Genomic DNA, 16,234 nt, shown 5'->3' on the forward strand with positions numbered 1-16,234 from the left:
GTGCCCGGGCTGCTGTGGATCGTTTGGGGCGCCGCCCGCGGGGACACTGCCGCTGCTGCCAGGTGCCCGAGGAATTCGGCCAACCTGCCGAATCAGTGCGTGGGCTGTAGCTGTAACGCCTTTCGGACAATCGATCAAACTAAGTCGGCGCCGCCGGAAATGTGTATTTCTTGGGCACGGTTACACGCGTAAGTGCAGGTTGGGGTGTTTGCTGCTCGCCATCCATATGCGTGCTGCGCATACATCTTCCCGGCTAACGTTTTCTAGCGTACCGTCACGAACGGGGGACAGTGAACACTATGGCCCGGGTGCTCCTGTGGGGATTGTGCGCGTGGAGTTGCGGGGAAGCCTTACCCATCAGGCTGGGGGATTCATCACATGTTAGATTTCGTGTTCGGTGTCGGACAACCACTGTCGATCGGCATGGGTGTCGTGGCGGCCATAGATGCCGTGCGATACCACCCGCAGCTCTGGGAATCGGTCAACCGCAGCCAGAAACTGCGATTCCTGGTATTTCTGTCGCCTGTTCTCTCGTTCCTCCTCCTGCCGGTAGGGGCCGGGTTCACGCTCTACTACTTCGTTAAGGTTCGACCGCAACTCGTTCGCGCCGCACGTTGGCGTCCGCATCTTCGACGTGCTACCGGCTTCGGCATGACCTGGAGAGAGCTGTCACTCTGGAACAAAGTCAATGTGGTGCTCAGCTCTGTGATCGCCTGCGTACTTAGCTTCCTCACGTTCACTGGACAGTCCGGCAGCAACGACGACGTCCCCCTATGGGGCTGGATATTGATCACTCCGATTCTTTTCGTCGCCTTTTTCTTCGCCGCATATCTTGGATTGTGGTTCGCCCAGATATTCCTACCACTCTGGCTGCTGAGCCCCGAGCGACCGTTGATCGAGAATGCTGGCACGGGGGCGGCGAACGAGAGAAGGCGGGCGGCCCAGGATGACCAGGTCCGGATGGAGCAACAGCGTCGGCAGCAGCAGTGGCAAGCCGAGCAACAGCGTCAGCAGCGCGAGCGCCGCAACCGCCCACCTGGTTGGTGACGATCCCACGGGACTACGGGTGCCTCGGTTATTGATCAGGGAACTTGTTCGAGCCGGTTGATCGCCAGCTCGTCGGTATCATCCATGAGGCGCCGCGACGCCGGGCGGAACTTGCCTGCTCAGACAATCACCTCGTTGTCCCGGTGGATGCCTGGACGGAGGCTGCTCCGATATCCACGGTAGTCGCCTCTTCAGGTTCTGGACCGCGTCGGCCGGCTGCAGATAACCCTTGTGGACGTTCGACGCGTCCGCCTTGATCACGCCGGCCACGTACGCGGCCTTGCTGCGGTAGAGCCGCTTGAGCTGGGCCTCCTCGAACGGGATGTGCGTGCCGAACAGCACGCAGAACGTCTGGCCGGTCTTCTCTCCCGTGTTCAGAGCCGTCGGGGCGGTGACCTGTGACAGGCGGATGCCGCCCTCGGCCAGGCCCAGCTCGTTACGTGCCTTCGTCCCGTCGGCGTTGAACAGCAGCGGGGGCGCGGTGGGCGGCGGGGTGCCCGTCGTCACCCAGCGGGACAGGTGCGCGTACGCGGCGGCGAGCACGTGTTGCAGCGGCACGCGGCTGAACGGAGGCCGGGTCACACGTGTACTCGGGTGCCGCGCCCAGGTCGCGGGTGAGCAGCGGGCGGCGGTACTCCTGGCCGGCCCAGCCGGAGTGCGCGGCGCCGGCCACCTCCCAGCGGCGGAACCTGTCGCTGTCGGGCGGGCGGACGGGGGTGCGCACGTCCGTCTCTGACATCACCTGGAACACCGGCTCGGCGCCCGCGCGGGTGGGGGCCTGGCCGACGATGTTCGCGTAGCCGTCGAAGACGGGCTCGATCTGGGGGAGTACGGCGTCGTAGTAGACCGTCATGCGGCCCGCCGACTGTGCGCCTGCCGATAATTCCATCCGTCCAGGTCGCGGCCTCGCAGTACTTCTCTCCGAAGGCGGGCTTCGATTCCTGACGAGGAGCCTGTGCGGCAGGATGACCGGTCGTGCTCTTTCGCCTGGCCTATCTCGCTGTCACGAATACCTTCGCGGCGCTGCGGTTGCTGCCGATGGGAGATCGGGACAAGGACGTGGAGATTCTCGCCCTGCGTCATCAGATCGCTGTCCTCGAACGGCAGCTCGGCATCGGAGCCAGGGCGCGGTTCGTGCCTGAGGACCGGGCCTTCCTGGCCGCTCTCCTGGCGCCGTTGCCCAGTGACGTGCTGCGTCGGCTGCGTCTCCTCGTCCGGCCGGACACTGTCATGCGGTGGCACCGTGATCTGATGAATCGGCGTCATGCTCGTGCCTGCGTGCCGAAGCGGCGCGGGCGTCCGCCAACCGTCCGTTCCATCCGCGCCCTTGTCCTGCGCTTAGTCCAGGAGAACCCGTCCTGGGGCTACCGGAGAGTGCACGGAGAACTCACCACCCTCGGTATCACGGTCGCGCCGTCCACGGTCTGGGAGATCCTCAAGCGGGAGGGCATCGATCCGGCACCTGAGCGGGCGTCCAGCACGTGGGCCGACTTTCTGCGCTCCCAGGCTGAGGCTTTGCTGGCCTGCGATTTCATCGAGACTGTCACTCTTGATGGGCGGCGTCAGTACATCCTGGCCGTCATCGACCACGCCACCAGACGCGTCCGCGTGCTCGGTACCACCGCGCACCCGACCGCGAGCTGGGTCGCCCAGGCCGTCAGGAACCTGGTGATGGATCTGGAGGACGCCGGTTGCCGGGCCCGCTACTTGATTCGCGATCGAGACGGGAAGTTCCCGGCGCTCATGGACGAGATTCTCGCTGAGGCCGGCATTCAGACCGTGCTCACCGGTATCCGGATGCCGAGGAGGAACGCGATCATGGAGCGGTGGGTGCGGTTCTGCCGCTGCGAACTTCTTGACCGCTGCCTGCTGTGGAACGAATGCCATCTCCGGCACGCCCTGCGCGAGTATGAACAGTTTTACAACCGGCACCGCGCCCATCAATCCCTTGCCCAGGCGGCCCCGCTGCGTGCCGTCCCGGCTCCGATCACCGATCCAGAGCGGATCGCGAGCTTGACGATACGTCGGCGGGACCGGCTCGGTGGAATCCTCCACGAGTACTCACATGCCGCTTGAGCTGCACGGATGGAATTTTCGGCAGGCACAAAGCCCTTGCGCAGGCGACTCCACTGCGGGCCGTCCCGGTGCCGATCACTGACCCCGAACGAATCACCAACCTGAATATACGCCGACGAGACAGACTCGGCGGAATCCTCCACGAATACCAACATGCCGCTTGAACTGCACGGATGAGGTTTTCGGCAGGCGCACTGCTCCGCACTCTGACCTGGGACCGCGGCATGGAACTCGCCGGCCACCGATTGCTGACCGAAGCGACCGGCGTCGACGTCTTCTTCGCGGCACCGCGCAGCCCCTGGCAGCGAGGCACAAACGAGAACACGAACAAACTGATCCGGCAATACCTACCGAAAGGCATCGATCTGAGCCTGTACAGCCAAACCGACCTCGACGCACTGGCCGCCCGACTGAACAACCGCCCCGCAAATGCCTCGGCTACCGAACCCCCGCCCAATGCGTTGCCTTGACTCTTTGAATCTAAGGCGGCTTTTTTCAGGAAACTGTTCTCTTCCCGGAGTTTGCGGTTCTCCCGCTCCCGCTCCAGCTCCCGCTCGCTCTTCCTCCCGTCCGCCGGAGACGAGCCGGGTTCAACATCACCGTATTCACGCCGCCAGGCTCTCACCCAGTTATGAAGCGTCGTGTCATTGATACCGAGTTCCCTCGCCACATGCGTCACCGGACGGTCCCCGCCCAGCACCATGCGGACGGCCTCGTCCTTGAACTCCCGCGAATACGGGCCCTTACGCCGCACCAACTCCTACGTCCTTCCGGTCGCCCCAACCCTAGTTGGGGAGCTGTCCGGAATCTCTAGGGCACCCCACAAGGTGCTTCTCGGACCGCTGAGTACGGCCTCGCGTGAGGCCGTTCATCGATCGTCATGATTCTGGGCGGATACGGTCACGGGCTTCGGCGCGGCTTGCCATTCAGTGATCAAGTCGTGATTTCAGCGCGTTGATGCCATTCTCAAGATCGTTATGTCGAATTACCAAGATGCTGTATCCGGCGTCCTTCAACGAGGCGCGCCGAGCGACGTCGAGGCGAGATTGCAGGGGTGCGTCATGGATCCCACCGTCAAGGAAGACGGCGAGGTGCACACCTTCCCCTTCGTAATAGAGGTCAGCCGACGCGATGGGGTTCTCCGGGGGCAGACCCTTGTGCGCGGCGGTCGGTGCAGGCACCCCCGCAGCTCTGATCGCGGCGACCATCTTCTCCTCTGTCTTGGAGTCGAACGCGGTCACTACCTCAGACCAGTCGGCCCCGATCGGCTCAGTGGCTAGGTCGATCCGTTGCAGGATCGACAGAAAGAATGGGAATGCCAGGTTGCGGTCCAGGACGTCGTGGTGCCACTGGTTGTAAAAGCTGCGGAGGCACTCGTAGCACGACGTGTGGCAGGCGTCGGCTTGGGGATGCCCGTCTCGGTTGACGTGCAGGATGTCCAACGCCCGCTCAGCGATGGCGAGCCACATGTCCGGGTCAATCATCCGGTCGAGTACGCCGATGCCGCCCTCGTCGACCTCGTACAGCAGGATCCGCCGTGCCTGCGGTGCGCCGGCTTGCGGGTAGACCTGTCCGGCGAGCTCGTTCTCCTCAATGCCGAACTGGGTGCCCATCGCCGCCTGCAGCGCGTACATCAGGCTGTACGCATGCGTATCCGCGTTGACACCTTCGGGGGCGACGACGTCCAGCAGCAGCATGTCATGCCGGTCGTCGTTGAACAGCACGACGTTCTCGATGAGGTTCTCGCTCTGGGGCAGGCACTCGCTGCCGGCTTTGTAGTGCTCGAGGTCCGGGTTCCACAACCGGCAACGCGCGCACAGGCTGAAGGGTTCTCCGCTGCGGACGAATCCAGTGTTGGCTTGGAGTACGAACCCGAGACGGGCCACGGTGAGCTCAGCCGACACGTCGTCCCCGGCTGTCATCGTGCCTCGCCGTACCCGGGTGTTGGGCAGCCGGTACGCGGCGATTACGTTGTACCCCTGCCGCAGCCGCTCCTCCGCGTCGGCTCCGACACTGTCGCGTTGGACGGCGTACTGGTCGGTGACGGGCATCGCGTTGCGGTAGATCCGCTGCTGGTCGGTGAGCGCCTGGCAGTTGGGGCACTTGCTGGTGGTGTCGACCGCGTCACGGTCGAGGTAGTAGCCGCAGCGGCACAGGAACACCTTCGAGGTGATGGCTTCGGCGTCCCGGCCGGATGACGCGCGGGTGACCTGGTAGCGGCGGCCGAGGTGGTAGATGGAGTTGCCGGGCGCGAACTCGCGCAGCGCGATGGACCTGGACCTGACCCGTGGGCGTTCACGGTCGCTGAACCGCAGCATGAGTGCCTTGCGCGGGAATGCGTAGCTGGGAAGGAACCCTCGCTGGGCGAGCCACGACAGGGGGTGGTAGTCGCCATCGCCAGTGCGGATCTTCCCTCGGATCGCTTCAACTGCCTCTCGGCGCCGTCTCTCCGACTTGTCCAGCGGTTGCTTGTCAGCCCGGGCGTTGAGCTCGTCGAGTTCGGCCTTCAGCTCGGCGGCGTAATCCACCAGTGATCCCATCGCGTCGTCCAACGCGGCCACGAATCCGTCGACGGCCTGGCCGACCAATTGAGGGGTTACGGCAGTCGCGTCGTCGAACACGTCCTGGAACGCCGCCGTCCCGGCCTCGATAAGCGGGTCCCTGTTGGCCCCAATGAACCTGTCGAGTGCGTCGCGCATGTCCGGGAGCAGTCCGCCGATGCCTTCGTCAATGCGCGTCCAGGTGTCGATCTCCCGCGGGAGGTCATCATGTTCACCTGCCCATGCGCCCAGAATGATCGCGTTCATGTGCGCCCGGATCAGGGCCTCATTATCAAGGAGGAATCGGGGCGCTGCGATCTTGCCGGCGATGATCCGCTCTGGCCGTTTGAAGAAGTACTGGTCGTGCGAGGCAGCCCGGCCCTGGGCAGAGCAGAACGTGACAACCGTGGCGGGTTGTGCGGCACGACCGGCGCGGCCTTGTCGTTGGGCGTAGTTCGCAGGGGACGGAGGGACATTGCGCATGTACACCGCGGAGAGGGTGCCGATGTCGACACCGAGTTCCATCGTGGGTGTGCACACGAGCACGTTCAGCGGGTCGGTCTGCTCGCGAAACCGGGTCTCGATGACCTTGCGGGCATCACCATCGAGGCTGCCGGTGTGTTCCTCCGCCTCGACCCGGGTGGTGTCGGCCAATGCGCCGATGTAGGCGCTGCGGAAGAAGTCGTCTCGACCGGTGCGATCCGGTTGGACGCGAGCCTTCACGCAACGGGGGCACGCCCGTTCACGGGACAGGATCCACCGGCCGGCGCAGCGGGTGCATCGGAACCCTTGCGGCTCCTCAGCGAACCAGTATCGGATCCGTTCCTCATCGACGGCCAGCCCGCCGCTGTCAGAGACGAGGTAGCCATACCGGGTCAGGCACTCCGCAGCCTGCCGGATGAGCCGCTTCGCCGCCGCGCTCCCGGTCGCGTCCACGGGCAGCCCAGCCTCGACCTTGACCCACCGGGTCAGCGCCGTAGTCTGGGGCGCGTCGCTGCCATCAGGCATCTGCTTGCCGGCGATGCGGCGGTACTGCGCTCGCGCCCTGGACTCCTTCTGCTCGTCGTACAGGGTGCGGCGGCGCGGCAGCTCTGGCCCGCCATGGAAGAACGCGGCCTCGCTGAGCTGTTCGAGGACGTCGCTGCGGAACCGGTCCGGGTCGGTGAACGCGGCGGCAGGGCCGTCCGTGCTCGCTGACACGATCGCGCGCTGGCGTCGCATCACGTCCAGGATCACCCGCAGCAGGTCCTCCACTAGGTCGGGATCGGTGCCGGCATAACTGCGGAGGAACGGGTCAAGCCGTTCGTCCGCGGCGACCGCCGGGGCAATCTTTCCGGGCGTGAAACCTGAGTAGTTGACGACGACCAGTCCGGTGTCCTCTAGGTTCGGCTGGGTCTTCCGCGGCCCGCCGCTGGTCTCCATCAGCACACCCGTCTTGAGATACCTGAGGTAGCGTCCCCTGGACTTGCTTGCTCCCTCGTGTGGGTCGAAACCTCCCCCGCCATCGGTATTTCGGGAGAACTTCGGAACCGTGCCGGTCGCCTTCATCTGCTCAAACGCGGCGTCCGCCATCTCGCCGGTGTCCAACGCGCCCTCGCGGGTAAGGGCGCCCTTGGCGGCGAGTCCGGAAATGATCGCGCGGCGCACATGGAACCGGCGGGACATCGACCGCATGTGCGCGGCCTGGAACGAGGAGTCCTGCTGATTGTCGGTGAACGCCATCACCTGTGGCTTGGCATGCCCTGGCCCAGTGTCCTGCCGATTCAACATGCCCTCGACGAGCACGTCCGTTGCAGTGGCCCTACCGACCGTGCCGACTTGGAAGAACTTGTTGTACTCCGAGTGCGACGCGTCATACCGGACACCGCAAGAGGGGCACAGCAGCATCGGGGCCGCTACCATCACCGCATCCCGGACCTGTGCGTGACCGCAGTTTCCGTCCCATTCGCCGCACCTGCCGCACACCCGCGACAGGCGGGGCACCGCGCCTTCGCGGCCTTTCTTCGGGGTCACCCCGTTCTTGTAGGTGTCTTTGGGGTCAATCGGTGCGGAATCCTGGTCCCACTCGTCGGTCATCACATAGACCGCGTCGCCGTCCTCGGCCGCGGCGAGGAAGTCCCGGGAAACGAGGTGCTGTCCAGCGTCCTCGGCGACGTAGAAGTCCTGGCCGCAGGACTGACAGAACACGACCGGGAACGCGGGCACCCCGGCGAGCTCATCATCGGCGCACCCCCCGCACGTCGATTCGCCCTGTTCGGACAGATGCGGCGGGTCCTCCGACACCAGGCATCGCGTGACCGGCAGGCCCTGGGAGAAGAACGCGTGCGCCTTCGGGGTGAGCAGGCCCACCGGGTCGCCCTTCGGGCCGGGCGTCTTCACCGCCGAGGCCAGCATCAGGGCCCCCTCGATCTCCGCCCAGGCCACGTCCGGGGACGCACCGGGACGGACCTGCTCCACGTACCGCTCCGTAAGTAGCTTCGCCGAAAGAACCCCACCCCACAGGGCACGCTCCAGCCACGCAACCGGCAGACATGACCGCACCGCGTCGACCGTTACCGGGCCACCCAACAAACCCGGTCCAAGCAGACCAGTTGTCTCCTCGTCGGTACCGGCAGCCGCTGCCTTGGCAACGACCTCCGGGGAAATCGGCGAAGCCGCGAGGAAAAGCCCGCCGGACGCAGGGTCATCTGTCTCGTACTGTCCGTAGGACTCCCGCACGACGTGCTTAGGCAGGAACGGCTCTCCAAACAGCTTGCCCGCGAACCCGGCGATGACCGCGCTGGCTTCCGCCGGGTCGCCTGAGTCGACGGTCGCTGACGTGCCGATACACCGCAGCGATCCCGCTGTGCCCGTCCGCGCCTTGAACCGGCGCACTAGCAGCGCCATGTCTGCGCCCTGGTGACCGGAGTAGGTGTGCATCTCATCGAGGACGAGGAACCTCAGCCGTCCGCCGCGGCTGAGGGTTTCGAAAAGGGTCGCGTCCTCACGCCGCACGAGCGCGTACTCGAGCATCTTGAAGTTCGTCAGCAAGATGTCGCACCCGCCGCCGTGCAAGGTGTCCCGGTCGATGACCTCGCTGTCATAGGGCGTGTCCCGGCCGGTGAGTTGTTTGAAGTCCTTCATCGCCCCCTCGGGGGTGGTCTTCAATGAGCCGGTGTAATTGCACACCGTCAGCCCCGAACCGGCCAACCGTGCCGCGATGTCCTCGTACTGGCTGTTCGCCAGCGCGTTCATAGGGTAGATGATCACCGCGACCGGGGACCGGAACGCCCCCTCATCACGGCCCGCAGCCAACATCAGGGCGGTCGAGACAATCGGCATGTAGAACGTGAAGGACTTACCCGACCCGGTGCCCGTGGTCACTGCCGTGTTGACCCCGGCCATGACCTGCCTGATCGCGCTCTCCTGGTGCACGAACGGCGACACCGGACCGCTGCCCACATCGCCATGCTTGCGGGTGAACACCGTAAGCACACCAGGGTCCAGGACACCCTCGTCGACCAGGGACTGCAGGGAACAGCCGTCCGCGAACGGCTTCGCCAACGTGAGAAACGGCTCCCGATACAGCAGTCGACCCTCACGCCGCTTGGCCTGCACCCAGTCCCGGATGGCGGGGTTCTTGTAGAACTGGAACGAGTCGACGTACCGCTCGTAGTCCCCGCGCAGCCCGGCCAACATCGCCAACGGGTGCATCAGCGCCCTCCACCGATCTCCTCGAACGCCTCGAGGCGGAGGCGCTTGCTGCGGTACTCGCCGAACTGTTTGGTCTCGATCTTCGCTAGCAGGGCGAAGTGGTCGAGCACCGTCTCGTATTCGGCCACACTTAGGCCGTATCCCTTCGCGACCAGCGCATCCGCCGATGCATCTAGATGATTACGACGATCTGGGTTCCAAGAGGAGATGGCAACATTGACCACCGCAGCCATGGAGCGGGACGTCACCGACAGTTCCTCCGCAATTGCGCTAGCCCGTTTATCGAGTTCGCTGACGGGCGGCGCTGCGCACTGCGACGGTATCCACGTGGTCAGACTGCCTCCCGGCATGTGAATGCGTACAAGGAAGTCAAAGGTCATTGAATTCAAGATCGCCAGAGTAGTGAAGGCTTGAGCCCGCTGCACAGCCAACATCGGTAGTTTGTGTGTTGCGGGGTATGCCGGGTAGAGGCAAGCGCGCATGATGCGCCGATCAGTCCAAGACCGTCCGATGTCCCGAAAGGCCAGGAGCGTTTCCCCTTCCCTAACGACATCAGCCAGCCGTTCTTGGGCAACCTTCTCATGCATCCAGTACCTGGGTTCGACCTCGAAGTCGGGGTTGGCGTGCTGTTGATCGGTTACCCAGGGGATGTGTGGTTTGCGGCCGTAACGGTCCTTGCCAACGAAGCCTTCGAAGGTGCGGGCGCGGTGGTCCCACCGGTTGGCCATCTGGCCTTCGTAGACGGGGAGGGCGACCCGTCCGTCGGGGTGCCGGTACCGCTTGTCCTTTCCAAGGGTGAACCCGTCGGCTTCTATCGCGGGGCCGCGCAGAAGCAGTCCCTTCTCCTTCGCCCCAGACGAGTGAAACAGTGTGGTGTAGCGCAGTCCCCAGGGGTTGGCTCCGTCCCCCTCGGCGAAGTCCAGGGTTCCGAAGCGATCGTGCAGCTCCAATGCAAGCCTGATCTCCGCCGCGTTGTCGGTGGACAGGAGGGTGTGCGTGCGCGGCGCGACAGCGCGCAGCTCGTCACGGGACCACGCACGCAACGGCCTTGACGCCGCCTCGGAGACACCGAAGTTGAGCAGCGACGCCTGGACCGGGTCTGCGGAGGCGGGGCCAAGGTGAATCATGCTGAATCGTTCCACGGCGGCAACTGCAGGGAAGACCCGTTTGCCGTTGCGTTCCTGGTTGACCATGTCGATCACTTGCCGCACGCGCCGCTGGTCGAGCAGCCGCTTCCAGACCGGGGACTGGGCGGCGTCGGTCGCGATGCCGCTCTTGACGATGAGGCCGACGTGGCTGCTGGATCGGGCGGCGAGCTCGGTGAACAACACGTATGTGTTCGCCTCGTTGCTGGTGCGCGTGTACCGGCCGCACGTCTTGGCGTAGTGCGCGAGACGGCCCTGAAGGGCCTGGTAGGTCTTCCACCGAGCGAACAGCTGCGGGTCGGACTTTTCCAGTTCAGCGATGGCCGTCTTACGGGTCTCGCTTGTCATGGCTGCGATCGCAGGCTTGTGCTGCTTGAAGAACGGCTGCTCTTCGCCCTTGAACTGCTCCCAGGGCGGGTTGCCCAGGACGAGGTCGAATCCTCCGGCGGCGTAGGCCTCCGGGAACGCCAGCGGCCAGTGCAGAGGGTTGATATCTGAGAGAAAGGCTTCGGCCGCCTTTGCCAGTTCCTCGTCGGGGTGCCCTTCTAGAGCGGCGGCGTACTCGACACTGGTGGGTGGCCGCTGGTCGATGTCAGTCCAGAAGAACGCGGCGGTCCACAGGTCCGCGGTCTTCTTCCACCAGGCATACTCATCGCTGGCCCGCCACGATCGGTACGCGGCGGCCTTGCGGCGTACATCGGCGGGGGTGTGCTCGTCGGCGTGCAACTCGTTGGGAAGTGTCAGGGTGAACGCGACATCGCCCTGCTGGAACAGGTCGGCGCCGGAGGCCGTGAACTGCTCGTTGCGGTGCAGCGCCTTGGTCAACATCGCCCGCTCCGCACCCTTGGCCTTCTGCACTTCGTACGCGCCGTTGGCAATGCTGGTGGGCACGTCGAGCAGGGGCCAGCCGACGAGGCTGTCACCACACACGATGTGGTGGTCGAGGAACGTCAACGGCTCGTCCGGCACGACGCAGTGGATCCACAGTGCCACCTTGGCGAGCTCCGCGGCGAACGGATCCTTCTCCGCCCCGTAGATGCACCGTTGCAGCACCTCGCGGCGGGCGTGCGCCAGGTCTGTGTCACGCGGCTCCTGAGGGGCGCTGCGCGCCTTGGCGACGGCGTACGCGATCCGGTCCAGTGCACCGATCAGGATGGCCGCGGATCCGCACGCCGGATCGATCACGCGCAGCCCCAGCAGCGCCCGAACCTGGTCGTCGGGATTATCGCCGGCCCTAGCGAGGGTGAGCTCGATCAGCGGGTCGAGCGACCGCGCAAGCAGCAGGTCGACCAGATCCGTGGGGGTGTAGTACGACGCGAGGTCGGAGCGTTCAATGCTCAGCGGCGCCAGGTACGCCTCACCCGGCCGCACGGTCCGCCCGTCGACGACGGTGGTGATGGACGCGATGGACAGGGTGTAGTCGAGCAGGGACTCGTACACCGCGCCGAGCTCCTCGACACCGAGGTTGCGATAGTCGACGTGCATGCGGACCTGGCCGGTCTGCACGGTGCTGAGCGCCTCGATCGCTTGGGTGAGGTGCAGGTTCGGCAGTCGGGCGCCGCTGGTGAGCGGTGTCTGGATCTGGTCAAAGAGGAACCCGTTGTACGGGTACACACCGAGTTTGGCGGCATCTTCCTCGTTGCTGAAGGCCCGGAACGTGGTCTTCAGCCCTTCCCACAGATCCATCCGACGCGGTTCAGCGTGGCCGTCGGTGGCGACCGCACGCAGCCGGGTGATGCTGTACGTCTCGTCGTAAAGCGGGCCAGCGTTGTTCAGCATGCCGCGCTGTTCCGCGAACAGCAGGAACAGCACCCGGTACAGCACGGTGAGGAGTTCGCGGTACAGGTGGCGACCGGTGTCCGGGTCGGCTTCCAGCCGGTGCCGCAGCCCGGGGTTGGCGTCAAGGAACCCGTTCGCGAGGACACTAATGGCCGCACGGACCTGCGGCTGCACCCGCTTTCCAGCCGCTACACCGGCGGACAGTGCTTTGGCGTGGAGCCGTTCCAGCAGGGTGTCCGGCGTATCGTCGGCGACCGGCCCCGTGCCACCAGACTCCTCGTCGCTGTCCTCACCGTTCAGATCCTCGTTGGTGGTTGCGGCTTCCGGTTGGAGGCGCTGGAACCGGGAGGCGTGGCACAGCCGCCAAAGCGCGAGAAAGTCTGGATAGCTGGCGGCTTCGAAGATCGCTATAAGGTCGAACTCGACATACCCGCGACTACGCGTGTGGTGGTAGTCGCGCAGCAGCCGCAGCATTCGCCCGTTGGTGAGGATGCCCCACCGAACCGAGGCGGCGTTCAGACACCCCTGCAGCTCTTCGTGGGGACTGCGTCTGCCCGCAACGCGGGCGTCGAGGTCAGCGGCGGCAGTGGTGTGGACCGGTGGCGCGTGCTCTCCCACCCACCCGAGATGGCTGATGTCCCACGCATTGCCGCCGGCGACGAGCCGGGACCGCTGGTACACCGGTTGGAAACCGAGCAAGTCGAGCAGCTTGAGGACGAGCCGGTCACGGATCCGTGACACATCCATCCCGTCACGCAGTTCGTCGGCGTACGCGGACCAGATTGCGACACCCGTCCGGAACGCCGCCTCTAAGTCGGAGGCGTACTGCGCCTTTGTCGGCGACTGTCCGGCACGGTCGTTGAACGTGGCCACATCGGCGAGGAACTTGGCGTCCCCCTCGACGTCGGGTTGGCGGAGGCTATCGGTGATGACGTCGCCGATCAGTCCGCCGCTGGTGTGGACGAGGCTGACGTCGGTCACCGGGTCACCTCCGGGTAGATGACGGTAACCGCGACCAGATCCAGCGAGGTGGGTTCGACCCGTTCTAGGCCGTGCGCCCACGCCGCGGATAGCTGGGCGTGCCGACGCGATAGTTCGGTGGCACGTTGCGCAGCGACGCGGTCGAGCCGCTCTCTAAGGTCCGAAGCATGAAGGATGTCGGTCGCGTCATCGAGGACGTCGTCACGGTGGCGGGTGCCGGACCCGGCGGGCGCGGCCATCACGGCCTCAGCGTCGAATGTGGTGTTCTCGCTGGTGCGGCACCCGATCGGGACGATCTCTTCGAGCAGCACAGGCGGTTCGGCCTTCGCAACGTACCGGAACAGAACGTGCAGGACAGCGGCGTGTCCCACCTGTGCTGTGGTCGTTCGGGCCGCGACCCTGCCGTGGCAGTCCGGGAGCTGTGCTCGATCCAGGGTGATGTCAATGAGCCGACGTAGCAACGGGTGGGCCAGGTCAACGACGTCGATCTCGGGGCGGTCGATCCCGATGGAAGGGTCGAACGTGAACTGGTACCCCGCCGAAGCGAGGTCGGCCACGGGCGCGGGTGGGTGGGCGAGCCGGAACATCGCCCCTTCCTCGGTGATGTCGGCGTGCATGTCACGAAGGCACCGCAGGGTGAAGTCGCGTACCTGCTCCGTGGTGCCGGTCAACGCTCGGGACTGGTTGAGCGCGTCCTCGATCGCTGTCAGTGAGATCCTGGTCTGGCCGTAGAACGACTCATCCCGCACCCGATCGAGCTTGTCCGTCTCCGTCAGCGATGTCTCCGCCATGCGGGCGAGCTCCTCGTCCAGGTCTCTGAGGTCACTTTCCGCTTCGTTGGTGAACAGGTCCACAAGGCTGAGCTGTTCGGAGCTGGACCGGGCGCTGAGCCTCCCGCGGTATGCGGCGTCAGGGTCGGACAGGTGGAGCAGGATGTCGGTGTTCGCCAGGAACGGGGGAACGAACCCGTAGTCGGCGCGCATCTGTTCGGACTTGCGAACGATCAGATACAGCAGGCTCGCGTCCAGCGGGTCGTCGAGGACGAGAGTCCGAATCCCGACGAACGGTTCGCGCTGTTGGAACCGGTCGATGCGGCCGTTGCGTTGCTCGAGCCGGTTGGGGTTCCACGGCAGCTCGTAGTGGACGAGTTCGGCACATGCGCGTTGCAGGTTGACGCCTTCGCTGATGCAATCCGTGGCGACGAGCACAGCCCGGTCGGCCCGCTCGAACGCGGCGAACACCTCGTTGCGTTGCGCAAGATTCAGGCCGCCGTGGATCTCGAACACCCGGGTCTCTGCTGGTAACCCGTTCTTGCCCTTCCCCACGGCCCGGATCAGGTTTGTCACCAGGTAGTCGAGGGTGTCCTTGTATTTGGTGAATACGAGCACGCGTTGCGCGCGCGGGTGGGCTGCCATGCGCTCTGGAAGAAGCCGCAGGAGCGCAACCAGTTTCGGGTCCTTCCCCGGGGTGACCTTCTTTGCGAGGTCAGCGATGACACGCAGCCTTGCTACCTCGATCTCCTCTGGGAGACCGACGGATGCGTTCAGGTGTGCCGCGTCGGCTTCATCGTCTTCGGTGAAGATGAGGTCGCTGGTCGTCTCCTCCGCGAGCTTCGTCGCGGTCGTTCTAGCATCAAGGGCCGCGCCGCGGGTGAGAGCGGAGAGTCGCTTGTCGATGCTGGACCGCAGCGCCGCAGGGCTGGACAGTAGTCGTTTCTGCAGATGCGCCGCGACCCAGCGGTCGACACTGCCCGTGGCGGCGTCGTACAGGTCACCGGCGTACGCCTTGAGCTCATTGAGCAGCGCGACCATGTCAGGAGAACGCCGGAGTTCGACAATCTGCTCGTCGGCACGGCGAACTGGGAATGGAGAGGGGACACCGCGCTCGCGATACCACTCCTCGATGTCGACGCGACGACGCTGGACCACATGGTGTTCGCGAGCGGCAGCACGTTGCACGCGCGGACCATGGACCCCGTCCTGGACCAGGGCCGGGTTGAGCATCCGGAACAGCGACGCGTACGAGTCGGTGTATCCGTTGTGGGGGGTGGCGGTCAGCAGCAGCAGGTGCCTGCTCCGCGCGGCTGCTTCTTGCACGAACCCGAACCGTTCCATGTCGGGTGTAGCCCGGCCGGGTTCGGTGTGCGGCTGGGCGGCGAGATGCGCCTCGTCCACGAGGACGAGATCCCAGCCGTGGGACAGGACTTCTTCGGTGCGCGTCTTGAGGTAGTCGATGCTCGCGATGACCACATCCTGGGTGGCCCACACGCTCTGGCCTGGCAATAGGCGCCGCTCCAGTGAGGGCAACAGGTGGCCGGCGACGATCGTGGCATCGATGTGGAACATCCTGTCCAGCGTGTCGCGCCACTGGTCACGCAGGTTCGCAGGCACCACGATCAGCACCCGTCGTGCGCGCCCGCGGGCAAGCAACTCAGAGAGGATCAAGCCAGCCTCAACGGTCTTGCCCGTGCCGACATCATCCGCGATCAACAGTCGCACTCGGTCCGACCCAAGCGCCATCAGTAGCGGGACGATCTGGAAGTCGGTAGGGATCGCCCGTGAACGTTGCAACCCCAGGATGGGGGCGGTGCCATGGAGTAGGGAGAAACGGTATGCGTCGAGCAGCAGGCGCTGCTGTTGCTCATCGCCGATCGCGTTCGGGTCCGGGAACGGCAACTCTCCGGACTCGACATGTTCGAGTTCGGAGTGGAAGCGCGTGGGCCGATTATCTCTCCCGTCGAGCGCGGTGGCACCGAAGACGGACCCGTCCTGGTAGTCGACCCGCCACAGGCGTTCCCGAAGTCGAACGACTCGTCCGGGCGTCAGCAATTGCACGTCGTCGGCCTGGGTCATCCCTATTTCTTCCTCGTCGGGGACGCTGACAAGGTATCGACTTTAGGTCACTTTCTGCGGAGTTTATTCCTTTCGATCGGATATCGGTACACCTTGGCGCAGCTTGTGCAAATAGTTAAGG

At 65.0% G+C, this 16,234-nt stretch carries 7 protein-coding genes and 2 pseudogenes; 3 read left to right on the forward strand and 6 right to left on the reverse strand.

Annotation, left to right across the window (positions count from 1 at the left end; all coding sequences use genetic code 11):
• Positions 1-378 precede the first annotated feature (378 nt).
• Positions 379-1,047, forward strand: coding sequence for a hypothetical protein (locus AW272_RS36195; protein WP_157519134.1), 669 nt, complete (start codon positions 379-381; stop codon positions 1,045-1,047).
• A 78-nt stretch (positions 1,048-1,125) separates the two neighbouring features.
• On the opposite strand, the gene AW272_RS46340 is transcribed toward AW272_RS36195, so the two are convergent.
• Together AW272_RS46340 and AW272_RS46345 are read right to left on the reverse strand one after the other, a co-directional pair.
• Positions 1,126-1,599: an alpha/beta hydrolase domain-containing protein gene (locus tag AW272_RS46340; RefSeq protein ID WP_439649181.1), complete on the reverse strand. Its 474-nt coding sequence runs from the start codon at positions 1,597-1,599 to the stop codon at positions 1,126-1,128.
• Positions 1,484-1,936: an alpha/beta hydrolase domain-containing protein gene (locus AW272_RS46345; RefSeq protein WP_157519138.1), complete on the reverse strand. Its 453-nt coding sequence runs from the start codon at positions 1,934-1,936 to the stop codon at positions 1,484-1,486. The genes AW272_RS46340 and AW272_RS46345 overlap by 116 nt, the downstream gene beginning before the upstream one ends.
• 86 nt (positions 1,937-2,022) lie before the next feature.
• On the opposite strand from AW272_RS46345, the gene AW272_RS36210 reads away from it, so the two are divergent.
• Both AW272_RS36210 and AW272_RS41380 read left to right on the forward strand, forming a co-directional pair.
• On the forward strand, positions 2,023-3,123 hold the full coding sequence (locus AW272_RS36210) for a helix-turn-helix domain-containing protein (RefSeq protein WP_066374661.1): 1,101 nt from the start codon (positions 2,023-2,025) through the stop codon (positions 3,121-3,123).
• A gap of 194 nt (positions 3,124-3,317) precedes the next feature.
• Positions 3,318-3,601 (forward strand): annotated as a pseudogene (locus tag AW272_RS41380) (IS30 family transposase); the annotation flags it as partial.
• A gap of 39 nt (positions 3,602-3,640) precedes the next feature.
• On the opposite strand, the pseudogene AW272_RS46175 reads toward AW272_RS41380, so the two are convergent.
• From AW272_RS46175 to AW272_RS36225, 4 genes and pseudogenes are all read right to left on the reverse strand, one after another.
• Positions 3,641-3,877, reverse strand: a pseudogene (locus AW272_RS46175) (transposase); the annotation flags it as partial.
• A 172-nt stretch (positions 3,878-4,049) separates the two neighbouring features.
• Positions 4,050-9,356 carry a DEAD/DEAH box helicase gene (locus AW272_RS36215; RefSeq protein WP_066374662.1) on the reverse strand — a complete coding sequence of 1,769 codons (5,307 nt, stop codon included), beginning with the start codon at positions 9,354-9,356 and terminating at the stop codon, positions 4,050-4,052.
• Positions 9,356-13,261 carry an Eco57I restriction-modification methylase domain-containing protein gene (locus tag AW272_RS36220; protein WP_066374663.1) on the reverse strand — a complete coding sequence of 1,302 codons (3,906 nt, stop codon included), beginning with the start codon at positions 13,259-13,261 and terminating at the stop codon, positions 9,356-9,358. Before AW272_RS36220 ends, AW272_RS36215 begins: the two co-directional genes overlap by 1 nt.
• Positions 13,258-16,113: a helicase-related protein gene (locus AW272_RS36225; RefSeq protein WP_066374664.1), complete on the reverse strand. Its 2,856-nt coding sequence runs from the start codon at positions 16,111-16,113 to the stop codon at positions 13,258-13,260. Before AW272_RS36225 ends, AW272_RS36220 begins: the two co-directional genes overlap by 4 nt.
• Positions 16,114-16,234 lie beyond the last annotated feature (121 nt).

The organism is Herbidospora mongoliensis (assembly GCF_001570545.1).
GTDB classification, from domain to species: domain Bacteria; phylum Actinomycetota; class Actinomycetes; order Streptosporangiales; family Streptosporangiaceae; genus Herbidospora; species Herbidospora mongoliensis.